Origin of the sequence: Amycolatopsis sp. NPDC004625 (assembly GCF_040609695.1) — a bacterium.
Classification (GTDB): Bacteria; Actinomycetota; Actinomycetes; order Mycobacteriales; family Pseudonocardiaceae; genus Amycolatopsis.
In genome coordinates this window covers 262,203-284,227 of record NZ_JBEXKX010000002.1, presented here as the reverse complement: position 1 = coordinate 284,227, position 22,025 = coordinate 262,203, and the positions used below count along the sequence as shown (strand labels likewise).

The window sequence follows — 22,025 nt, the reverse complement described above, 5'->3', positions numbered from 1 at the left end:
GCGGATGTCCTTTCCTGTTGAGGGGTGCGGCGGTCAGCGCGGGACCGCGTAGCAGAAACAGTGGCTGGTGCCGCCGGGGCACATGACATTAACCTTTTATCGGCAATCCGTGATATTGGATTTGACTTCCAGGTTTTCCCGGCGACACAACAAACGTAACTCGATCAACACTGCACGCGCAATGATTTCCCACCACTCATTCGGGTAACTTATTCGCATCCGCAGGACCATTTTCACTGATTCACAGAGCGGTTTTGCCAGGTCAGACTGCATTGGCAGCGCCAACACAACGCCGGCCACGCAATAAAATTCTCCAGCTTCACTTGATAAGTGAATATCAAGGTAGGCATTGATGGCTACGAGGCGAGAGAAGCACTCAAGCCAGGTACAGGACGACCAACCCCCACCACTTTGCCGACGAGACGCGCCTGATGTGCTTACCTGCTTGTCTCCAAGCGAGTCTGGGATACCGACGGATCCCCACGTGCGGTAGCTGACCTGCGCGCATGCCTGCTCGCCGAGGATCCGCCTTAGGCGACCCACGGAACGCCAGGGCGGCCGGCACACGCGTCGGCACCTCCGGCGACCGACGGGTGCATCTCCAGGACGATCGGCCCCGTCAAGGATCCGGGTCGGACGGGTGCGGCAGCAGGACACACGGCGCACACGTCTCGACGGCGGCACACGATCAGTGGCAGCGAATTCGGAGTCGTACACCGGGAGACTTTTCTGTGCGATCATCAGCAGTTCAACGACACTAACATCCATGGCGGCTGCTCAGCTATTTCAACATCGAGACATTCGGGAGCGGCCGTCACGATGATTAAACCACCGACTCGATAATGCCGGAGAGTCGTCGGGCCAGCTCGACGGTTAGGACGGTCGGCGATTCGTCGATCTCGGCGAGGCGGGTTTCGAGGAGACGCAGAGTCCTGGCGACGGAGTCGGTCCGGCCGAGTTTGTGTTCGAGTCGCATGATGTCGCGGTAGAGGAGCTCGTTGTGCGGGTCGAAGTCGCGTGCCGATTCCAAGAGCTGCAACGTGGCTTCGGGATCGGTGTGGATTCGTGTGCGCGCGAGTGCGGCGACGGCGTCGAGAGCGTCCCGGCGAGCGCCTTCCCGCAGCGCAGTGAGCCATTCGGTGTCGAACCCGGCAGCCAGGTCGCCACCGTAGCTCGCGACGATCATGGCGGCGGCCGCGTCGCGTTCCCGGTGGTCGGTCGTGGTGCGGCGTCGGGCGAGCGCGTCGGCGAACGCCCAGTAGTCGACCTCGATGAGGGCGGGTTCGAGACGGTAGCGGCCGTGTTCGGCGGCGACGACGTCACTGAGGCCAGCGCAGGTGGCTGATTCGATCGTGCTGCGGAGGCGGGACAGCACGGTGCGCAGTACCGCGGCAGGATGCCGCGTCGGCCGACCACCCCAGAGGTTGTCGATGGCCGCGTTCCGCGGCGCGCCGTCCGGATGCAGAGCCAGGTAGATCAGCAACTCCCACAGCCGTCGCGACAACCGGCCGGTGATCTCGACGGTGTGGTCAGGTCGGGCGAGGTCCGGGCACCAGAACAGAGTCGGCTGACCGAATACCGACAGCGCCAGCGGCTTCACGGCGGTGTGCTGAGCCGGAATGGACGGCACCATGCTCTGCCCGGTTATCGGTGCTTCCGTACGGTCCGGCGCAGGGCAGGCTGCGACCTCCAAGCTGCCGGCCGGGTCGACCGGTCCCTCGGACCGGTGGTCATAGGCGGCGTGCAGCAGGGCGAACAGATCGCGGGTGGCGGACTCGGGAAGGGAGTAGGCGCGCCGGCCGCGCAGCGGCTCCCCTGGGCCGGGCGAGGTCGCGGTGACGCTTCCGGTCGCGTTCACGTAGGCGGTGACCCCAGGTTGCCACTGGCCGAGCAGCAGCACGGTCCACACCCCCACAGCGCGCTGTAATGGGGCGCGCTCGTCGTCGCCGGTCGGTGCGTTCGCGACGAGAATCGGCCGCGAACCCGTCGGCAGGTCAGCGCTGTCGAGGTGTGCGAGCGCCGCGTCGAGGTCGTCGACGAGGTGGACGCAGTCGGGCAGTTCAGCGGCGGAATCGGTGATGCCGACCAAGGCGCGCAACTCCGGGGCCGGCACCACGACGTCCGCGGCGCTGACCGCGGTCACGGCCGTCAGCAGCAGCGCGCGGGCAGCCGCGTAGCTGCCGGGCCCGACGAGGCCGAGCCCGTGGGTCCGCGCGAGGTCCAGGGCCAGCTCAGCCGCTACCTCATCGGCCGGTTCGCCGACCTCAAGGGTCGCGCCAGGCTCGCCGGCAACTTCGAGTTCGGCTTGCGTGTGCTGGTGCGCCAGGTGCAGCTGGTACACCGCCGGAGCCACGGGTGGGTCGTCGTCGCGCAACCCGCTGCCGGGCCGGTAGCGGGCCCGGTGACGTCGCCGGGCGATCAGCAGCGCCGCGCTGACCGCACCGGCCAGGCCGAGGCCGACGTACACCTCCGGTTCCCACGGCACATCCGACTGCAGCGCAGCCGAGCTCGGCGGGGCGGTAACCACCGGCTTCACGGCGGCCGGAGACGCTGGCGGTTTCGGCCTCGCAGGTCCGGGAGTCGGTGGCAGCTGAATTCGGTCGCCCGGGTGGACGAGGCTGGGCGAGGTCAGCTTTCGACCGCCGGGCTGGGCGCTGCCGACATTCAGGCGCCAGAGTTCCGGCCATCGGCCGCCATCGCCGAGGCGGCGTTGCGCGATCCGGTACAGCGAATCGTGAACCCCGCCGTCGGGCGGACGCACCAGCTCGGACTCAGCGGATGGGGCAGCCGCCGGCGAGCTCAGCTCGGTCTGCGTCGCACCGCTCCCGCCGGGAGCGGCGAGCGCGCTACGGCTGAGGAACGAGACGACGATGGCGGTGACGAGCACCGCGGCAGCTCGGCGAAGCGGACTGCCGCGCCGGCCGAGGTCCGGCCGGCCCGCGGCAAGCACGAGCTCGCGCACACACCCGGCCAGCTCGACGATGAACCCGGCCCACAGCAACCATGCCCCGCACGCGAGCACCTTCAGCAGGAGGCTGGTCGAGGGCGCAGCGCCGAGAACCTGCCCGAGCTCGGTGAGCGCGGGCAGGTGGTCAGGGAGGGGCCAGCCAACGAACTGCACCAGCGCCCACGGCAACCCGGCACACAACCCGGACAACACCGCGGCCGCCACGCCGGCCTGCAGCAGACGCTGCAGGCAGCGCCCGAACGACCGGCGAGCGCGTCGCGGGATGGTCCGGATCGGACGCTGGTCACGCACGGAGACCCTCCCAGCTCAGCTTCGCGTTCCCTGCACGACCGGCGCCGGCGGGCCTGGTCGCACTTCCGGCGGAACTGCAGCCGGCGAGGGCGCGGGATGAGCGTCCGGTTTCGGCCGGCGGGTACCCGGCGGCCGGCCTCGCCGGGCTCGCGGCTTGCCGACGGTCAGCCACGAGGTGAGGTCGGCGGCCGGAACGTCGGTGAACTCGGCCAGCTCGTCGAGGCTGATGACGTCGGCGGCCGCGGTGAGCACGGCGCCGAGCTTGCGTTCGACGTTCGCCAGCTGCTCGACCAGCGCCGCTCGTCGACCGGCAAGCTCGCCCACCTCCCGGGCAGCAGCCGTCCTCCGGGCGCTCTTCTCGGCATCGACTTTCTCGACGCGCCGCTCGATCTCCTCGGTCGTGATCATGGCTTTCCTCCTCGAATCAGGGTTCCGGCTCGGTGACGCCGCGCTCTGGATGGGCAGCTCCGCTGCCGTGGGCGCCGATCGCAGGGATGCCGATCAGCGACAGCAGCTGGGTGCGCTGGCTGGCCGTCACGGTGACGGACACGGTGTCGACGGTGGCCGTCACGGTGCCGGTGGCGCCGACGCCGGCGAGGTACTGCCGAGCGAGCTCGTCGGCGTGGGCAGGCACCAGCCGGAGTGCGCCGGTGGCCCGGTAGGCGGCGAGGTCGATCGCCTGCGCGCCGGCGCGGGCGGCGGACTCGGCCTGCCCGCTGGCTCGAACCTTCGCGGCGAGCGCGAGGCCGCCGTCCAGGCCGAGGCCGGCCAGCACCAGCAGCCCGACCATCAGCACGACGACGAACGCCGAAACCTGACCGTCGTCCGCCCGCCAGCAGGCTGCGCGGCGGGCGTCCATCATGCGCCTCCGGTGTCCGGCTGGGAGCGATAAGCGTCGACGACCTCGGTGGCCTCGGCGCTGAGCGTCCGGCTACCGGGAACACCGAGGACGAAGGCTTGGCCGAAGTCGACGGTGCAACGAACGCTGACGACTACGCTGCTGCCCGGGCTCGACGAGGTCGTCGTGCTGACCGCGGCGTCCCGGCAGACAAGTCCGGCATCGGCCAGCGCCGAGATGGCGGTCGCCTGCGCCGCAGTCACGGCCGCCGTCGGCGTGCGCTGCAGGCTCGCGGCACGCGCGGCCTGATGCGCGGCGTCGTCGAGCCGCAGCCGGGCGTCGACACCGCGGTGCACGACCACGGCGACGAACACCAGCAGCATCACCAGGACCGGCGCCAGCAACACCGTCTCAACGGTCACCGCCCCACACTCGTTCCTCCACCAGCCGACCATCCGGCGGAGCTGCGACGCGGCGATCACGGGACCGGCTCCGGCAACGGGCGCTCCCACGGGAACCGGCCGGCATCGGACAGGTCTCGAGCTGCGGTGACGTAGGCGAAGACGGACCGCGCCAGCTCCTCGGCAACCTCGACCATCGGCCGGATCGACGCGGCTTGCAGCTCGGCATGGTGGAGCTTGGCCTCCCACTCCCGGGTCAGCGCGACGCAGCCCTGCAGGTGGAGGACCAGCTCGGCGAGCTGGTCGTCGAACTCGGCGATCGCCGTAGCGATCGTGGCCGCCAACTCGGCCTCGCCCGCCATCGCGGACAGCCGCGCGGCGTGCCGGCGCGCAGGCGCCGTCCGGACCAAACGGGTCAGGGCGTCCCAAACCACCTGGTGCACCCGGTTGGGAAGCTCCGGGTCCATCCAGCTGCGGGCCGGGGTGACGTAGAGCTCGCCGGTCAGGTCGACGAGCAGTCCGGCCGTGCGGTGCGCCGCCGCACCAAGGTTGACGAAGTCATCGCTCCGGAGGAAGAACTCGCCGGGAACGCGCTCCAGACGACAGCGGCACCCCCGCGGGTGATCGGTCGCGAGGTGAGAAGCTGTGATCGCCGCGTCGCAGAGGCCGCTGAGCATGAGCGCTACCGCACCACCGGTGGCCAGCGCGCCGCCGAGGGTGTCCGTGGCGCACGTACTGAGCAGAATGAACCCTGCTGCGCAGGGAATCGAGAGCAACCGCGCGAGGAGAACACGCACGACTTGCCGGCGCCATCGTTTCGTTGTGACACCGGGATTCCACAGCATGATGTCCGGTCCGTCGGCGAAGTCGCCGACGGTCACCGCGTCCGGTTTTCCGAGCTGTGACATGTCTTCCCCCTTCGATCACGAGTCCGGAACGAATCGCTCGACCTCGCCGGCGGCTTCTGCGTGCACACGCAGGTGCACACCGGGCAGCACGGCAGCGACCTCGCCGCGCACGCTGGCCGACGCCGAGGTCGCGGTCCGCTCGACAGCGATCTGCGACGACCGCAGCGGCCCGCGTGCGAGGTCGTCGAGCAGTTGCTGGGCGGCCGCGTGGCCGGCCGCGGCAGTGCCGTCCTGGACGCGGGCCGCGGCGAGGGCTTCGGCAGCCGCGGCTTGAGCCACGTGGGTCGCGTGCGACCAGAGGGCGAACTGGACGATCGCCATCAGCGCGAGCAGCAGTAACGGTGTCGCGATCACCAGCTCGGCGGCGATGGCGCCGCGCTCGCCGGACGACTCGCGGCGAACGCGCCAAGCCGTCGCCTTGACCTGATTCGTGGCCACGTCAACCGCCGAGACCGAGGTCGATGCTGTTGGCTTTGGCGGTGAGTTTCGCGGCGATGATCGCGATCAGGGCGATGGCCAGGACCGCCATGAGCGCCGTGACGATGACGGTGGTGGTGATCTCGCCACAGTCCCTGTTCCTACGCAGCAACAGAATTCGTGCTGTGACGATCGTCCAGAGTGCTCGGCAGTAGATCAACATGATTGTCTCCTGTGGACTTTCAGAGGCCGTTGAGGACCTGGGTGACAGCCGGATAGGCGATGAACCCGAGGAAGCCGAGGAACAGCAGAGTGACCGGCAGCGCCATACGCTCGGTCGCGGCTTGGGCCTCGGCTTCGGCGTCGGCAACCAGGTGGGTGCGCAGCGCCGCCGCCTTTGCGGCCAGTGAGGCTCTGACCTTGGCGCCTTCGGTACCGGCGAGGGAGATCGATGCGGCCAGCTCGGCGAGCTCTGCGATATCGAGGTCTTCCCCGAGCCTTTGCAACGTCGTCCACGGTGCCGTGCGGGTCAACGACGCGTTGTCGAGGGCTCGGCGCAGCTGGGCGAAAGCGCCATCCCTACCGACGTCCGCAGCTGCCAGAAGTGCTGCTTCGACACCTGAGCCGCCGGCGAGGGTGATCCAGACGAGGTCCAGGAACGCCGACAGCGCGGCGCGGAACTGTGCACGTGCGCGCGTGGCCTTACCGCGTACCTCGAGGTCGGGCGCGATGAAGCCGGCGGCCGCGCTCACGAGCGCGAGCACCAGCGGCACTTCGAAGCCGAGGGGCCCGCCGAGGACCGCGAGCACACCTTGCACCAGAAACGGCGTCAGCAGACCGGCGCACGCCAGCATGATCTTCGTGGCCAGGTGGGTGTCGGCGCCGCGACCCATGGTTCGGAGATCGCGAGCCAGCCGACGGCCGGGCAAGCCGAGAGCTCGCAGGCCAGGTAGGAGAGGCCTGGCCAGGGCGATGGCCCACGAGTTCTCGATGACAGCCACGGCCACCCCGATAGTGCCCGTCGAGTCGGCGAACCTGCTCTGGAGCATGGCCTGCGGTGGGATCGCCCAGGTCAAGACCAGCCAGAGACCGAGGCCGGCTCCGAGGCCGAAGAGGACCGCGGCGGTCATGCGCGCTCACCGCCCCACGACGCCGCCGCAGCAGCGGTCGGTCCGGGCTGAGGCGGGTCGGTCAGCGAGAGCACCCGGGCGGACGGCCGGCCGGCCGCAATTCGGGTCAGCCAGGCGAACCCGATGCTGAACAGCGCGCCGATGACGAGGAGGACGGCCTGGCCGAGCGGGCTGTCGTAGGCGGTGAGGTAGGCGCGGTTGAGCACCACGACGCCGACGGCGAACGCGATCGTGGTGGCGACGACGACCCGCACCGAGGTGCGCGTCCGGGCGCGACCGGTTTCCACGCGCATCCGCATCGCGGCCTGGGTCCGCGCGGTTTCCGCCAGCGAGCCGAGCAGGTCGCCGAGCTGGCGGGCGTGGTGTTCGGTCGCAAGGACCAGTGAGGCGATGACCAGGTCCGCGGTCGGTTCAGCGAGCTCCTCGGCCAGCCGTCGCAACGCCGGCCCGAGCCGATGCCCGCTCCGCAGCCGCGCGGCGAGGTGACCGATGTCTTCGCGGATCGCCGCCGGCGCGAGCGGGGCGGTGGCGAGGATCGCCTGCTCGAGCCCAGCGGCGGCCGAAAGGGTGTCGCGCAGCATCTCCGTCCACGACGCCACGGCTTCGATCCGCGCGACCCGGCGGGCGTGGACGCGGTCGGGCCCGACCAGCGCGGGCAGGAACCACGCTGCTGCCGTAGCGAGAACGCCTCCGGCGACCCAGCCGGTCGTCACGCCGGCCAGCAGGCCGACGCCAAGGGCTGCACCGGACCGGAGCAGTAAAGCTCGATCGCCTCGCCACCTCGCGATCCGAGAGGTCAGCGCGCCGGGCGGAAGCTGTGGCCGACGGACGCCGACGATAACGAGGACCAGGCCCACGGCACTGCCGAGTCCGGTGAGACTGCCGATGAGGGTGCCGGTCATGCGGCCCACCACCCCTCCGCCGCGCCCAGGAGGTCCGGGTCGAATCCGGCGGCGACGAGGTCGTCGAGCGTGTCCGCACGCAGTGCGCCGGCGATCGGACGCGCCCGGAGGTCCGAGCCGGGGCGGTAGACCTCGTTGGAGACGATGGATCCGCCGTCGGCGTCGACGACCTCACGAATCGAGGACACAACCCGGGTCGTGCGGTCGGCAGCCTTGGCCAGGTGCACGACGAAGTGCACGCTGGAGGCCACCAGCAGCGCCGTCGCTTCCAGCGACAACCGCTCGGCGCCTTGCGCGGCATACGAGGCCAACCGGGCGAAAGCGATCTTCGAGCTGCTGGCGTGCAGGGTCGCCATCGAGCCGTCGTTGCCCTGGGACATCGCGTTGCACATCGGGATGACCTCGGGCCCGCGGATCTCGCCGACGATCACCCGGTCCGGTGACATCCGCAGGCCCCAGCGCACGAGCTCGGCCTGACTGATCGCCCCCGCGCCTTCGACGTTGGGTTGCCGGGCCTGCAGAGCCGTGACGTCGGCGTGCAGGCGCGGATCGAGCCCGAGGCCGAGCTCGAAGGCGTCCTCGATGGTGACGATTCGCTCGAGCGGATCCATTTCGGCCGCCATCGCCCGAAGCAACGTCGTCTTGCCGAACCCGGCGCCGCCGGTGATCAGGACGTTCTTGCGGGCCCGCACGAGCGCGCGCAGGATCCGCTCGAGGCCGACGTCGAGGGTGCCGCGGCGCCGCAGCTGGGCGAGGCTGGTGGTGAGGTAGCCGTGCCGGCGGATCGAGCACGCGGTGACCCCGCCGGCAGTGAGCCCGAGCACGGCGAACAGGCGCTCGCCGCCGGGCAGCTGCAAGTTGAGCGCGGGCGAGCCGCGGTCGAAGCGGCGTTCTTCCGAAGATGCCCGGGCGGCGAGGGTGCGGACGAGGTGGGTCAGCTCGTCGTTCGACGCGGCGATCGGAGCCACTTGGGCGCGGGTGCCGTCCGCGTATTGGACGAAGACGCGGTCGAAGCTGTTGACGTTGATCGTCTCGACCGCTGGGTCCTCCAGCAGCGGCTGCAGCCCGCCCAGCCCGAAGACCTCGTCCAGGACGGTTTCGACGAGCAGCGCCTCGGCGTCCGGAGACAGCAGTATCCGGCCTGCTCGCAGCTCGGCCTCGCTGTGCGCGGCCACCCCGGCGCGGAGAACGTCACGAGCCCACTCGCGGCGCCGTGCCGGAGTCATCGGCTCGGCCACGGCGCCGGCGCGGCCGGGTAGCTCGTCGGCGAGCGTGCGCTGCAGGAACTCCCGCAAGCGTGCCTCGGGGGCGGATTTGGATCCCGGATCGGGCCGGCGATGTTCATCGAGCACGGTCATGACAGGAACTCCTTCCCGGATGCGCCGGCGTGGGGGTGGCCGTTGCGCACGGTTGGCGGTGGGAGAACACGAACGCCGGATGCCGCTGTCAACTGGGTGGGTATGCCCGGCACCTGCTGCACGAAGTCCGGGACCGGCGGGGACGGCTCGCGAGTGGTCCCACCGGATAGAGCTAGAGCGACGGCGCCGACGACTCGGTCGAGCCCGCCCGCCCGCCGTCGGCCGGCCGCCGCTCGCCCGGTGTAGCGCGCGGCTGCATTCGGGTCGTGGGGTATTCGCGCCATGACCGGGATGCCCAGCTCGCGCTCGACGGCGTGAGTCGGATGTCCACGGCCGGCGAGTACCAGGCATGCCCGGGAGGCTGCGTGGCCGATGTCGTGGACGCGGGTGGCGAGGTGAGCGAGCTCGTCGCTGTAGGTGCCGGAGATCAGCAGCAGGAAGTCCGCGTTTCGGATGAGCGGCTCGGCCGGCGAACCCGGGTCCAGGCGTCCGCAGTCGGTGAACATCGCCACCGCCGGTCGGCGCGCGATGCCGTAGAGCGGCGAGGTCGGCGAGGTCAGGGTGCTCAGTGCGGCACGCGCCTGCTGTCCTCCCGAAGGGCCCGGAATGACCTGGAGGTCGCCGGGAAGCGGTTGGACGTGGTTCCAGACGATGTCGGGATCCACCGGCTGTCGAGCGACCGCGGCGAGGCTGAGCAGCCCCGGCGTCGCGGCCAGGCCGAATCGCTGCGCGAGGTCACCGCCGGCGGGATCGCACTCGACGATCAAGCGACGAACGTCGGCAGGCCAGCCTGCGGCCAAGGCGACCGCGAGCGTGGTGACGCCCGGCGAGCCCTTCACACTGGCGAGAGCGATCAACATCAGCGCTCACCACCCGCGAGCATGACCAGCGAGACCTGCCCGACCGGCACCCGAGCGAGCGCGAGTGCGGCATCGCCCGAGAGCTGCAGCGAGATCACCGTGGTCTGGTCGGACTCGGCTTTGACCAGACCGGTCACGGTGGCAGGCCACGTCTGCCCGCTCGCCGGTGCCGACGCCGGGGAAACCGGGGCCGACGGGGCGGTGACCACGACGAGGGTGGGCACCCCGGCTGCGACCTCGAGCGGGAACTGGCCCGGCTTGAGCGCGACCGCCACGATGGCGTGGCCTGCGGCAGGTACCGCTGCCGGGCCGACGCTGGCCGGCGTGAGCAACGCTCCGGGGCCGAGACTCGTCGCCATCGGCCGCCCGAGTACGGCGGTGATCTGCTCCGCAGGCAGTGTCGCGATCGCGTCCGCGGCCGATATCTCGACCTCGCGCAGGTCTGCCCGCTCCAGAACGTGTCCGACGCTCAGCGGCCGGGTGATCGCCAGCACCGGGATCCGGCCCTGAGCGCTGGTGGTCCACCACAACGAGCCACCGACGCACGCGAACACGAGCAGAAGACCGACGAACAGGTGCGGCAGGCGCCGTCGCGTCCGCCGGCCGGCCGGCACCGCGGACAGTCGACCTTTCTTCCCCAACCACGACACCGAACCGGCTTCGGTCCTCGTGTCGTGGTCACCGGTACTGATGCTGGTCACGAGATGCCTCCCGGGCATGGTTGAGCCGCGCCGTGCACGTCATCGGAATCGGTGCACAGCTCGGAAGCGGATCCAGATGTGCGAGCCGGCTGTCGATGACCGGCTCGGTCGGTCAGCGGCGCGAGGTACCGAGCGCCTGGATCTCGGCAACCCGGAATGCCGCCGTCGCTGACGTGGTCAAGTCGGGGAACGTGCCGCTCGCCCCGGCTCCGGCCCAGGTCACCGTCCAATGCATCGTCGCCGTGACCGGGAACCGCTCGGCCGGTGCTGTCGCCGAGGACCGGCGATAGGTGTGGCCGCAATCAGGGGACGCCGCCGAAGCGTCTCCCCCGGGTTCGAACGGAGTGCCCGGGCCGGAACAGGTCACGGTGTCCCCGTCGCCGGTCGACCAGGAGACGGATTTCGGCGTCGCCACCGCCGTCACCGATACGCCGGGAACGGCCGCGGTCGCCTGCCGCGTCGCCCAGCTGCCGCGGTCCAGCCACAACCAGGTCGGCAAGCTCACCAGCTTGTCGCCGGCCGGGTTGGCTTCGATATGCGGAGACGGCAGCCGCAGCTGGGTTCGAGCCTGCTCAGCCAGCTTCTGCGGAGAAGGCAAGGCCGCTTCAGCAGGAGCCGTCCCGTCGGGGAGCCAGATCGGCGCTCGGTACAGGCCGTCGTGAAATCCTGGACCGGTGCACCGGTAGACGTACCAGGCCCCACCCTGCTGGGCGACCAAGGTGCTTTCGCCGGGAAATTGTACGGACGCGAGAACGACTGGCGGAACCCGCGCAGCACCGTGGGACGCCGCGGTCTGGACGCCGTTCGACGGCGGCTGGAAATTGCTTCGGACGTACGAGCAGTTCGCCATGGGCGGGTTGTCTCCGACGATCCGGTCACCGGGCGGCGGCGTGGTCTTTCCGCCACCGCCTTTTCGGCTCGGCTCGTCCGGCACCCGTGCGGTGCCTCCCGGTGCCTCTCCGGTCTTCCCGGCTCCGAGTTCGCAGTAGGGCGTCGGCTCTTGCGCGCAGTCGACGGAACCCCAGCCACCCGCAGACGCACCCGTCGCCGAGCTCAACAGCAGGGTGACGATCACTCCGCCGACCGCCGGCGCTCGCGTCAGCATGTCCCCACGTCCTGGATCGCGAAGTCGACGACTTTCCAGGAGCCGTCCACGGCCTTCTTGACCTTCGCGTCGATGTGGCGACGTCCGCTCGGCCCGTCGTCGGCCCGCTGACCGGTATCGGCGCGGTACTTGAGCCACTGGCTGTCGTCTCCGCAGTCGACGATGTCGACCGTGGTTGGAGCAACTGGAGGCTCGACGGATTCGACCGTCGGGTGGTTGACCGGTCTCCCCTTGGTGACGAGTCCGTTGTAGTGATCGGCGTAGAGGCCGCGGGAAATCCTCGACAGGGCGTCGGCCGTGGCGTTCAACGCGAGCTCCGGGGATCGCCAGTCCGAGGTCACGGCGGCGCCGGCCATGTCGTTCCACATGCCGAGGTACGCCTCCACCGCACGTTCTCCCGCTTCATCCGCTGCCTGCGGCCGGACGCTCGAGGTCGCCGCCGTACTCGGAGGTGCCGGTGGCCCACTCGGCCTGGTGGAGCTGCATGCTCCGAGCAGCAATATCAAAGAGGCACCTACGGCACCGTGACGCAGATTCATGAGCTCTCCCTCCCTTGCGAATGATCAATCGCCCGTCATGCCGCCGACGCCACCTCCTCCGAAGTTCACCCGTCGGTGGGACGAGCAGGGCGGTCGGCCGACGAACTGGACAGCGTCGCTTCACGAGCAGGCATGACGGCGGTGTTCGCAGCCACTGCCCGATTCCGCAGATGGAAAATTCGGTCTTTGCGAAATCACGCGGGACCGTAGTAGCCCGGGTCACACCCCACTCCACCGTTCCACCAAGCGCCGACCACGCGCCACCGAATCACCGGCTGGATGTCCGTGGTTCCCGGCCCGACGCAGTAGTGGTACAGATTGAAGAAGATATCTTCCACGTCGAGCATCACGGTCGACCTGGAACCGTTGTCACAATGGACGTACTCACCTCCGCCGATGTAACCGCAGCCAGGTGTCGCAATCCTGTCCAACGCTGGCGCAGCGGACACTTCCATTGCCAGCGAGCAGCCGAAGGACACAACGATCGCTCCGATAACGGAAGCGCGCTGAAGACAAGTCGAAATGGACATTTGTTCTCCCAGAATTGTGGGCCCACCAGAACGTCGCGCAGGTGTCAGCACGACCGAACAGGTGGAGCTCCCCAAGAGTGAGGCGGAGCAGTCACAGACAGCTGCCTATGCACCCTCAGCCAGTTCACCCTTTCGGTGGACCCGGCCGAGAAACGATCACCTTGAGTACTCGACCATCCGCCTCGTGGACGATCTTGCCCGCGGCGTCCCGCGATTTGCCAGTCTCGAAGCTTCCGCGGCGCTACGCTTACCTGCGAGGGGTACGTATCCGTCGTTTGGCGCTTCCATCCCAGGATCTGCTGAAACGACCGCGATTACCAGGGGGTTTCTGTTTTCATGTACCAGAAACATGAAACACGGGGACCGGAAGGTCAGAGCCGAAAGACTTTCGGATCCGAACTTCGGGTCACGCGAATCGCTCGCGGGCTTACCCTGACGGAACTTGCCACGCGCACTCACTACAGCCGGGCTCACCTCGCCAACGTCGAGCACGGACGCCGCGCCGCGACTACGGAACTGGCTGAGGCTTGCGACAACGCGCTCGAAGCCGATGGCGAACTGCTGGCCCTGATTCCCCGTCCACGCGAGAGTGATCCGCCAGCCGCGGTGATGTGCCCTGCACAGCTGCCGGCAGCGCCGGGCCGGTTTGTCGGGAGATGCGCTCAGCTGACGGCCCTCGACGTGGTCTCGGAGAATGCGGACCGGCTGTCGATCGCGACAGTCCACGGCCCACCTGGAGTAGGCAAGACGACCCTGGCCCTCTACTGGGCCCACCGGGAGATTGGTCGCTTTCCGGACGGCCAGCTGTTCGCGGACCTTCGTGGTCACTCCGGACACCAGGCGCCGGCCAGCGCCGCCGAAATTCTGGAGGACTTCCTGATTTCCCTCGGGCTGACTCCCGCGGACGTACCCTCCACCGAGGACAAGCGGGCCGCGCTGTTTCGCACGATGACGCACGACCGCCGCCTTCTCGTGGTGCTCGACAACGCGGTCTCGTCGGAGCAAGTACGTCCTCTGCTCCCCGGCGCGGCCGGCAGCACAGTCCTGGTGACGAGCCGGGTCATGCTCACCGGGCTGGTGGTGCGCGCGGGAGCGACGCAGCTGGCCCTGACCCCCTTCACCCCTGGCGATTCGCTCCGGTTGCTGCAAGAGGTCGTGGGTCCGCGGGTCGATGACGAGCCGGCAGCCGCGCAGGCTGTTCTCGACCGGTGCGGTCACCTCCCGCTCGCCGTGGCGGTCGCCGCGGAACGGATAGCCGCGCACCCCATCCGGCTGTCCGAGCTCGCCGAAGACCTTGCCGAAGAGCGACAGCGGCTCGCCGCCCTGGCGTCGGATGAGGACGCCGATGTCCGGGCCGTCTTCTCCTGGTCTTACCGGGCGCTACCGAGTCCGGCGGCGCGGATGTTCCGCATGCTCGGTCTGCATCCTGGCAAGGAGATCAGCGTTCCGGCGGCCGCTGCACTCGCTGACGTACCGTCCGGCGAGGCCGCACGCCTTCTGCGTGCGCTCGCCATGTGCCACCTGATCGAGGAAGCCGGCCGGGACCATTTCTGGCTGCACGATCTGCTGCGGGTGTACGCATCCGAGCAGGCTCTCGCCGTTGACGCCGCGCAGGAGATCGAGCGAGCTCGAGTACGTGAGCTGTCGTGGTACCTCGACACCGCTGCCGCGGCGGGATGTGCCCTTGAGCCATTCCGGCCGCAGGCCGTCGATACCGCGCTGCCGGGCTACGCCGAGGCGTTCGCCTGGTGCGAACGTGAACTGGCCAGCTTTCCTTCCGTGGTCAAGCTCGCCCTCATGATCGGGCACCCTGATCTTGCCTACGGCCTTTCGCAGGCGCTTTTCTCCTACTTCCACCTCCGCAAGCCGTGGACGATCTGGGAACGCACCTACCGCCTGGGCCTGGAGGCCGCGGCCAAGCTCGGCGGCCCCTGTCTGCAGGCGGACATGCTGATGGGTCTCGGCCTCGTCTCGCTTGGGCTGGGCGACCCGGAGAACGGACGCGATGCGTTCCGCCGAGGGCTGGACCTACTGGAATACGAAGGAGAACCGACCAGGTCGGCTTGGTGCCACATCGGTATCGGGCTCGCGCACGCGGACATGGAGGACGTCAGCCTGGCCAGGAGCGCGCTGGAACGCGGCATGGTGATCCACCGCGAACAGAACGACCAGCACGCCGAGTCGGTGGCTCTGGTGCATCTCGCCGACCTTTGCCGCGGCGAGAAACACACCGAAGACGCCCTCCAGTACGCCGGCCGCGCACTCTCGCTCTGCCGGTCCATCGACGACAAGTACGGAGAAGGACTCTCGCTCTACCAGCTCGGGACGACCTACCTCGCCGCCGGCATGCTCGACGATGCCCTGCGTCGACTCGAAGAAGCTCTCTCCATGCAGAAGGCCGCCCATGACGACAAGGGGCAAGCAGACACCCTCTGAGCGCTCGCGCGAACGTGGACCGCCCTCGGCGACAGCACCATGGCGCGCAGCCGGCTCGAAGAGGCCGCGACCATCTTCGAACAGCGCGGCGACCCCGCCGAAGCCGTCGTGCGCGCCAGCATCGCCACCCTGGAAGACGGGACAACGCCGTGATTTCGAACCTCTTTTCCCACCTGAGTCTCGACGGCACGGTGGTCACCGATCCCGCCGCGACGGCCTTCGCGGCGGCCGACTTCGGCGGCATCGTCAACCATCCGCCGCTCGCGGTTCTCCGTGCCGGGTCCGCAGCCGACATCGAGCTCGTCCTGCCCATCGCTGCGGCCAACAACATCCCGGTCGTGCCGCGTGGGTGCGGCCACACCAGCCTCGGACAGGCGCAGGTGCGCGACGGTCTGGTCATCGACCTGACCGCCCTGAACGAGGTGCGCGACCTCACCGAAAACCAGGTGACCGTCGACGCCGGCGCGACCTGGAACTCACTTCTCGCACGCACGCTCCAGCACGGGCTGACCCCGCGCGTTCTCACCGACTACCTGGGAACCTCTGTCGGCGGCACGCTGTCAGCAGGTGGAATCGGCGGTACCAGCCATCGGTACGGAGTCCAAACCGACAACGTGCTCGCGCTCGACGTCGTCACGGCTGACGGAACACTCCGCCACTGCTCACCGACCGAACTACCCGACCTCTTCCACGCCGTGCTGGGAGGCTTCGGTCAATGCGGTGTCATAGTGCGAGCCACCCTGCCGCTGATACCCGCACCCGCCCGCGTGCGGCGCTACAAGGTCTACTACTCCACCATTGGCGAGCTGCTCACCAACCAGCGCCGCCTGCTCGCCGACGGCCGGTTCGACTTCCTGCAGGGAGAGATCCTGCCGACACCGGACGGCTGGGTGTACATGCTGGACGCCGCCTCGTACTACACCCCACCTCACGAACCCGACGACGACCCGCTCGTCAGGGGGGTCGGCTTCGTGGCCTCCCGCGACAAAATCGAGGACTTGAGCTACTGGGAATTCGCCACCCGCCTCGACGAGACCGTAACCTACCTCGAGGGAACCGGCGAATGGCAGGCGCCGCACCCGTGGCCCAACCTGCTGCTGCCCGATGCAGAACTCGACACGTTCACGACCGAAATCATGATCGACCTCGAACAGGCCGACCTGGGCGCGTCCGGGCTGATCCTCATCTACCCGATGACCACCGCAGCGTTCGGCACTCCCCTATTCCGGCTGCCCGAGGGCGGCACGGTCTACTTGGTTGCCGGACTTCGCTTCGCGACGGACGCAGCGAAAGCCCAGGACATGGTGGCTGGGAACCGACGCTGGTATGACACCGCCGTCTGCGCGGGCGGCACCAGCTACCCCACCGGGGCCATCCCGTTCACCCCCGATGACTGGACACGTCACCTCGGCACGGCCCGAGCAGCCCTCGCCGGCGCCAAAGCCCGGTACGACCCTTCGAACTTGTTCCCACGCCGCTTCGCGTGATCCGATCGGCTACAGGCGACCGGTTTCCAATGGAGCTGCCAGCTCGTCCTGGTCAGGGGTGCAGCCCGCCGTAGCAGCAGCGGGGTGACAGACTCGAGCACGGAACGTCTCCGACGGGAAGGAAGTGCCATGCCGGTGAGGGCAGTCGTCCTCGACATCGGCGAGACCGTGCTCGACGACACGCGCGAGTGGAACGCCTGGGCGGACTGGATCGGCGTCGGCCGGCATACGTTCTCGACCGTGCTCGGCGCGGTCACCGCGTCCGGCCGGGACAACGCCGAGACGTTCCGGTACTTCAGGCCGGACTTCGACGTCGCCGCCGAGCGGCAGCGTCGCGAGGAGACCGGTAACGGCGAGCAGATCGAAGAGAGCGACCTCTACCCCGACGTCCGGCCCGCCCTGGCCGAGCTCCGGCAGAAGGGGGTCTGGGTCGGTCTCGCCGGCAACCAGACCGCCAAAGCCGGCAGCCTGCTCCGGAAACTCGACCTCCCGGTCGACGCGATCGCGACCTCGGCCGAGTGGGGCGTCGCCAAGCCGGATTCCGCCTTCTTCGAGCGCGTCATCGAGCTGGCCGGCGTCGCTCCCGACGAGCTGCTCTACGTCGGGGACCACCGTGACAACGACGTCGTCGCCGGTCACGCCGCCGGGCTCTGGACAGCGCTGATCCGCCGCGGTCCCTGGGGCCACCTGTGGGCTGACGACCCCGCCGTGCTGGCCAACGCCGACTGGGTCATCGACTCGCTGAACGAGCTGGCCGGCCTGATCGCCCGAACTTGATCACGACACGCCGGCCCAAGAGGCGAACGTCACCAGCTCGTCGCTCACCGTCCGCTGTCCGCGCAGGAGCGACCGCAGCGCCGCCTTGACCCGCGGGTGCTCCCGGGTGTGCAAGGGTGCGACGCGCCTGGCGAGCTGGAGGGACGCAAAAGCGTCGTCGAGCCGCCCGACGTCGAGCTGCGCCGGGGCCAAGTCGATGTAGAAGTGCGATCGGCGCTCGGCCGGAAGCTCGCGCGGCGGGTGCCAGCCGCTCCCCCGCTGAACCGCGGTCGGGCTGTCGCCCAGCTCCTGCGCAACAGCCACCTCGTGGATCCGGACCGAAGCGGGGCCGAAGGCTGTTCCCAGGTAGACACCTTCGGGCGCGCACTCGGCGGCCCGGTATGCATCGGCGAGGTGTTCCCCGGCCTCTTCCGCTTTACCTGCACGTGCGGAGACGACGGCAGCTCGCATCGCCAATGATCCGCGTGCGACAGCGCTGTCCACAGTGGACCGTGATGCCGGAACCCGATCGATGGCGCGGACGAGCGAGCGATGCGCCGTTTCCAGATCTTTCGCAGCGAAGAACATCTCCGTACGTACATACGCGACTGCAGCATCCAGGAATGGCCGATCGATCTGGGAACCAGCCAGTCGCATCGCGGTGATGATCTGCGCCGACAGGTCGGTGTAGCCGTACTTGAAGGCTAAGCCGTCGGCCGCTCGATAAGCCAAGATGAGCAGCTCGGTATTACTGCTGCGTTCCAGTTCATCGGTTGCCGTGTGGCGCGCTCGCCCGAGCTCCATCAGCAGATCAGGCAGGTCGGTGACCAGCTGCGCGTAGCGCGCTTGAACACGCTGCTCCGTCACCCTGGCGACAGCTGTACGCAGAACGTCTGCTGGGCGAACGGGGCCGTCCTCCGGCTCATCACACGCCAGCAGCGCCCGCCGCAGCGCGGGGATACCTGCGCGCACCGCGTCGTCCCGGAGCTGAGTCGTGCGCGGCGACCGGTTTTCGCGTCGCAGTTCCGCCTGCTCGTGCTTCGCGGCCTCCCACAGCCGGCGCAATTCGCCGCCGGTGCCCAGGCCACGGTCAAGTGCGTCGACCAGTTCGCGCGACGGCAGGTTGCGCCCCACTCGCTCGGCCATCGACACGTAGTTGCGCGTGTAACCGATCCGCCGGGCCAGGTCGGACTGACTCAGCTCCGCAGCCGAGCGGAGACGACGAATCTCCCGCACGAGATGGTCGGCAGCCAGCCGCGTCTCGGCCTGATCGTCAGTCACGTCGTTCTCCGGTCCGTTCGCAGGGGGTAAATCGACGGGTTCGGCGTTTACCCCCTTCCCGCATCGTAGCTGGTCAGGGTCCCATGGTGATCGTTCCGACGTCACAATGCAGGAGGGAACCGGTGACCACAACCGCCAAGCCGGTATCCGGCGCAGCACTACCTGATCTGAGGAACGCGGAAAGGCGGATCCGATGATGCCCGGGGCCTCCGACCGGCCGCTGACCATCGGAATCGTCGGCCCGCACCTGACGGGCAAGAGCACGTTCATTTCCCGCCTGGCTCTGGAGCTTCGGCGAAACGGATACCAGGTCGCCACGATCGCCGCGCTCGTGGAGCGGGCTCAACGGCTCGGGATACCGATCTTGTACAACCACTCCTGGGCGTCGACGATGTGGTTCATCACTCGGGGCATCAGCGATGAGCTGGAGGCCTGGGTCCACGCTGACGTCATCTTGGTGAATGGTGCTGTCCCCGACGCGCTGGCGTACTACCGCGCCGCGCTGGAACACCGAGGCGAGGAGCCCAGCCCGACGGAGATCGATCAGCTCGAGAAGCTGGTCCACAGTCACAGTTCCAACTACAACCTGCTCTTTCGCACGATGGTCGAAGCCACCGCGACCGACGAGGTGGCTGACGACGAGGGGTTCCGGCGCCTCGCTGATCGCTGGGTTCGCCGGGTGGCCGAAAGCCTCGAAGTCACCAATGTCCCCGTAGCCGGATCGGATCACAGCGCGGCGCTCGAACTGGCGGTCAGCTATGTGATCGAGCACGGATAACCCCCAGACCGGCGGCGGAGTTGCTGCCCCGACCGCAACTCCGCCGCCCCTACCGCAGGCGAGGCGACGCCAGGTCTGGCCAGAAGAGCCAGTCCGGGATGGACATCATGGCACCGAAAGAACTCCGATGGCCATCCGAGGCCGATTTGTTGGCTGCCGAGGTTCCCGAGTTCGCTCTTCTAGGACGCGTACTCATCGGGCTACGTCGCCTGTCCTTTTCAGAAGCACCACCACGATCGACCGGAGCTCCGATGTCCCGCGAAACCACTCGACTCGTCGACACGCTACTGGCAACGCAAGTTCGAATCAGCTTGCTTGTACACCGAATCCAGGACAGGACGGTGACGACAGATGAGCAACGTGACTTCGCGGACAACCTCGACGAGCTACGGGACATCCTGCAATCCCACGCCGCGGACGTCGACGCCGGCATCGTGCTGACTCCGCACGACCTTCTTCTCGCAGAACGGCAATTGTGATGCCCGAATCATCTCTGCACTACCCCGGATTCTACGTGATCGGCCGCGCATTACGAGAACATCGAAGTGCTCGGAAAATGAGCCTTCGCCAACTGGCTCGCCTGTTGGATATCAGCCCCAGCCACCTGTCGGGCTGGGAAAACGGAGACCGGCGCATCCCGGCGATCCCCCTGGGCTGGATGCTCGGCCTGCTCAAGGTGCCGCCCACCGAATCCCACCTCCTGATCCGGCTTCATGCGATGGCCGAGCGCGCGAGCTACGTCGAAAGGATCGACTCCGACGTCCTCACGATCCAGCGCGCGTACGACCGGTTCACCCTCCACACCTATGAGTGGGCACCGAGGATCGTGCCGGATCTTCTGCAGACGTTCGACTACGCTCACGCGCTGCCGGGCGCACCCACCCCACAGCCCGACAAGGTCGATCAGGAGATCTTCGCCCGGCGCGTGCGGCAGGTCGACCGAGATCCTCGACACCGGCACACCCTCCTGCTCGGCTCCGCCGCACTGACGCTGGAATGCGTCCCGCCGGAGGTGTTGCAGACGCAGCTTCAGGCCATCACCAATCCGGGTAGCGAACGGCGGGTCGACACTCGAATCGTCACCGCCGAGACGTCCATCGCTGCAACAATCGAGCCCTTCATCATCTACGAGACCACGGAGAAGGCGTCCACCGTCGTTTTGAAGCACGCCCACTCGACGGTCTACCTGTCCGATCCGACGACGGTACAACAGTACAAGGCAACCTTCGATGCGATTCAGCGGAAAGCTGTTTCCTACGAGCCGACGTCGTCATGTTGAGCGGCGCGGCCTGCCGGAGCGGCCGCCGCGAACGCCTCCCAAAGCAAGTTGAGCGGGTGATCAGCGGCATACCGCTGCCGCTCACCTGCACGAGCAAAGATCCCGGTGACGATTTCGAGCGCCGGTTCGTACCCGCCGCCGAGCTGGACCTTGCGGAGGTTCGCGCCGGGCAACCGGCCTTCGACAGCCGCGTCGGCGACCCGCTCGGTCGTGAGCAGGCAACCGAACATCAGCTTGCTGCTGAGCAGGTTCAGGCCGTAGTTGAGGGCGTCGATGTCGGCGACCACATGGAGCTTGCCGCGGTACTCGGGGCCGTACCAGCGGGTGAGGAAATCGGCCAGGAGACCCGCGGTCGGCGCGAGCAGCGGCAGGCCGGCGAGCGCGTCACGCGCCACCGGCCGGTCAGGTATCTCGCGGGCGGTGAGGTTGGTCAGCAGGGCGACGCGTTCGCGGTGCCACTCGAGGAAGTCGTGCGGCACGTCCGGACCGCGGCCGCGTTCGGCGGCGAACGAGCCGCACACGAGATCGACCTGCTCGGCGTCCAACTTGGTCTTCAGGTCGCGGGTCCGGACGTGCTCGATCTTGAGCTGGATACCGCGGCGTTCGAAGGTGTCACGCAGCTCCGGCCACACCTGGCCGAGGAACTCGACGGTGAACTCGGTGGTGCCCACCGTGATGGTGGACCCGACCCGCCGGCGGGCGCCATGGACGCGTTCGGTCCAAGCGCGCAGCGTGCTCGTGGCCAGCGCGACCACCTCGTCGCCCGAGCTGGTGAACAGGAAGTCCTTCCCACGTCCCTGCTTCGCCACGAGCGCCTCGCCCATGAGGCGGATCGCTGCGTCGTTCAGCGTGTCGAGCTGCTTCTGCACGCTGGACTGCGACCGCCGCAGAACCCGGGCCGCGCGCTGCGCGCTGCCGGTGGCGTGCACGACGGCCAACGTCCGCAGCTGATCGAGACTCGTGTCCAGCAGCTCCGCGGGGAAGCCGAGCAGCTCGGCGACTTCCGAGTCCCTCACCAGCGTCTCCTCGCCTGTTTTCCAGCCGGATAGTTCCAGTTTTA

General features: G+C 68.5%; 23 protein-coding genes. 6 read left to right on the top strand and 17 right to left on the bottom strand.

The features are described 5' to 3' along the window. Nucleotides 1-823 precede the first annotated feature (823 nt). From ABZW17_RS03230 to ABZW17_RS03160, 15 genes are all read right to left on the bottom strand, one after another. Nucleotides 824-3,259: a transcriptional regulator gene (locus ABZW17_RS03230; RefSeq protein WP_354809118.1), complete on the bottom strand. Its 2,436-nt coding sequence runs from the start codon at nucleotides 3,257-3,259 to the stop codon at nucleotides 824-826. A gap of 15 nt (nucleotides 3,260-3,274) precedes the next feature. Continuing rightward, a complete protein-coding gene (locus ABZW17_RS03225; RefSeq protein ID WP_354809116.1) occupies nucleotides 3,275-3,667 on the bottom strand; it encodes a hypothetical protein in 393 nt (130 codons plus the stop codon). A 16-nt stretch (nucleotides 3,668-3,683) separates the two neighbouring features. Beyond that, nucleotides 3,684-4,118, bottom strand: a complete 435-nt coding sequence (locus tag ABZW17_RS03220) for a pilus assembly protein TadG-related protein (RefSeq protein ID WP_354809306.1) — start codon at nucleotides 4,116-4,118, stop codon at nucleotides 3,684-3,686. After that, nucleotides 4,118-4,519 (bottom strand): TadE/TadG family type IV pilus assembly protein, encoded by a 402-nt coding sequence (locus ABZW17_RS03215; protein WP_354809114.1) that lies wholly within the window; start codon nucleotides 4,517-4,519, stop codon nucleotides 4,118-4,120. The genes ABZW17_RS03220 and ABZW17_RS03215 overlap by 1 nt, the downstream gene beginning before the upstream one ends. A gap of 56 nt (nucleotides 4,520-4,575) precedes the next feature. Then, nucleotides 4,576-5,379, bottom strand: a complete 804-nt coding sequence (locus tag ABZW17_RS03210; RefSeq protein ID WP_354809111.1) for a hypothetical protein — start codon at nucleotides 5,377-5,379, stop codon at nucleotides 4,576-4,578. Nucleotides 5,380-5,421: 42 nt separating this feature from the next. Beyond that, nucleotides 5,422-5,844 carry a TadE family protein gene (locus tag ABZW17_RS03205; RefSeq protein WP_354809109.1) on the bottom strand — a complete coding sequence of 141 codons (423 nt, stop codon included), beginning with the start codon at nucleotides 5,842-5,844 and terminating at the stop codon, nucleotides 5,422-5,424. Between the two features lies 1 nt (nucleotide 5,845). Then, nucleotides 5,846-6,046: a hypothetical protein gene (locus ABZW17_RS03200; protein ID WP_354809107.1), complete on the bottom strand. Its 201-nt coding sequence runs from the start codon at nucleotides 6,044-6,046 to the stop codon at nucleotides 5,846-5,848. 19 nt (nucleotides 6,047-6,065) lie between these two features. Continuing rightward, on the bottom strand, nucleotides 6,066-6,953 hold the full coding sequence (locus ABZW17_RS03195; RefSeq protein ID WP_354809105.1) for a type II secretion system F family protein: 888 nt from the start codon (nucleotides 6,951-6,953) through the stop codon (nucleotides 6,066-6,068). Beyond that, on the bottom strand, nucleotides 6,950-7,666 hold the full coding sequence (locus tag ABZW17_RS03190; RefSeq protein ID WP_354809103.1) for a type II secretion system F family protein: 717 nt from the start codon (nucleotides 7,664-7,666) through the stop codon (nucleotides 6,950-6,952). Before ABZW17_RS03190 ends, ABZW17_RS03195 begins: the two co-directional genes overlap by 4 nt. Nucleotides 7,667-7,851: 185 nt before the next feature. After that, entirely contained in the window at nucleotides 7,852-9,213 is a 1,362-nt protein-coding gene (locus ABZW17_RS03185; protein WP_354809101.1) for an ATPase, T2SS/T4P/T4SS family, read from the bottom strand. Further along, nucleotides 9,210-10,073 (bottom strand): carbon monoxide dehydrogenase maturation protein, encoded by an 864-nt coding sequence (locus ABZW17_RS03180; RefSeq protein ID WP_354809099.1) that lies wholly within the window; start codon nucleotides 10,071-10,073, stop codon nucleotides 9,210-9,212. Before ABZW17_RS03180 ends, ABZW17_RS03185 begins: the two co-directional genes overlap by 4 nt. Next, complete coding sequence (locus ABZW17_RS03175) at nucleotides 10,073-10,774, bottom strand: SAF domain-containing protein (protein ID WP_354809097.1); 702 nt, start codon at nucleotides 10,772-10,774, stop codon at nucleotides 10,073-10,075. The genes ABZW17_RS03180 and ABZW17_RS03175 overlap by 1 nt, the downstream gene beginning before the upstream one ends. A 112-nt stretch (nucleotides 10,775-10,886) precedes the next feature. Beyond that, on the bottom strand, nucleotides 10,887-11,879 hold the full coding sequence (locus tag ABZW17_RS03170) for a hypothetical protein (protein ID WP_354809095.1): 993 nt from the start codon (nucleotides 11,877-11,879) through the stop codon (nucleotides 10,887-10,889). Next, the gene (locus tag ABZW17_RS03165) at nucleotides 11,873-12,265 is read right to left on the bottom strand and encodes a hypothetical protein (RefSeq protein WP_354809093.1); all 393 of its coding nucleotides are present in this window, start codon (nucleotides 12,263-12,265) and stop codon (nucleotides 11,873-11,875) included. Before ABZW17_RS03165 ends, ABZW17_RS03170 begins: the two co-directional genes overlap by 7 nt. 347 nt (nucleotides 12,266-12,612) lie before the next feature. Next, nucleotides 12,613-12,948: a DUF6355 family natural product biosynthesis protein gene (locus ABZW17_RS03160; RefSeq protein WP_354809092.1), complete on the bottom strand. Its 336-nt coding sequence runs from the start codon at nucleotides 12,946-12,948 to the stop codon at nucleotides 12,613-12,615. Nucleotides 12,949-13,284: 336 nt separating this feature from the next. Between ABZW17_RS03160 and ABZW17_RS03155 the strand changes: the two genes are divergently transcribed. The 3 genes from ABZW17_RS03155 to ABZW17_RS03145 all read left to right on the top strand — a co-directional run bounded on the left by ABZW17_RS03155 (nucleotide 13,285) and on the right by ABZW17_RS03145 (nucleotide 17,648). After that, complete coding sequence (locus ABZW17_RS03155; RefSeq protein WP_354809090.1) at nucleotides 13,285-15,384, top strand: tetratricopeptide repeat protein; 2,100 nt, start codon at nucleotides 13,285-13,287, stop codon at nucleotides 15,382-15,384. Between the two features lie 149 nt (nucleotides 15,385-15,533). Beyond that, nucleotides 15,534-16,871 (top strand): FAD-binding protein, encoded by a 1,338-nt coding sequence (locus ABZW17_RS03150; protein WP_354809088.1) that lies wholly within the window; start codon nucleotides 15,534-15,536, stop codon nucleotides 16,869-16,871. A gap of 129 nt (nucleotides 16,872-17,000) precedes the next feature. After that, the gene (locus ABZW17_RS03145; RefSeq protein ID WP_354809086.1) at nucleotides 17,001-17,648 is read left to right on the top strand and encodes an HAD family hydrolase; all 648 of its coding nucleotides are present in this window, start codon (nucleotides 17,001-17,003) and stop codon (nucleotides 17,646-17,648) included. On the opposite strand, the gene ABZW17_RS03140 is transcribed toward ABZW17_RS03145, so the two are convergent. Beyond that, nucleotides 17,649-18,908: a helix-turn-helix transcriptional regulator gene (locus ABZW17_RS03140; protein ID WP_354809084.1), complete on the bottom strand. Its 1,260-nt coding sequence runs from the start codon at nucleotides 18,906-18,908 to the stop codon at nucleotides 17,649-17,651. 193 nt (nucleotides 18,909-19,101) lie between these two features. Between ABZW17_RS03140 and ABZW17_RS03135 the strand changes: the two genes are divergently transcribed. From ABZW17_RS03135 to ABZW17_RS03125, 3 genes are all read left to right on the top strand, one after another. Then, nucleotides 19,102-19,686, top strand: coding sequence for a hypothetical protein (locus ABZW17_RS03135; RefSeq protein ID WP_354809082.1), 585 nt, complete (start codon nucleotides 19,102-19,104; stop codon nucleotides 19,684-19,686). Nucleotides 19,687-19,784: 98 nt separating this feature from the next. Then, nucleotides 19,785-20,165 carry a hypothetical protein gene (locus ABZW17_RS03130; protein WP_354809080.1) on the top strand — a complete coding sequence of 127 codons (381 nt, stop codon included), beginning with the start codon at nucleotides 19,785-19,787 and terminating at the stop codon, nucleotides 20,163-20,165. Next, the gene (locus tag ABZW17_RS03125; RefSeq protein WP_354809078.1) at nucleotides 20,165-20,965 is read left to right on the top strand and encodes a Scr1 family TA system antitoxin-like transcriptional regulator; all 801 of its coding nucleotides are present in this window, start codon (nucleotides 20,165-20,167) and stop codon (nucleotides 20,963-20,965) included. Before ABZW17_RS03130 ends, ABZW17_RS03125 begins: the two co-directional genes overlap by 1 nt. On the opposite strand, the gene ABZW17_RS03120 is transcribed toward ABZW17_RS03125, so the two are convergent. After that, nucleotides 20,941-21,981: a LysR family transcriptional regulator gene (locus ABZW17_RS03120; protein WP_354809076.1), complete on the bottom strand. Its 1,041-nt coding sequence runs from the start codon at nucleotides 21,979-21,981 to the stop codon at nucleotides 20,941-20,943. The two genes, ABZW17_RS03125 and ABZW17_RS03120, sit on opposite strands and share 25 nt — an antisense overlap. Nucleotides 21,982-22,025: the final 44 nt, after the last annotated feature.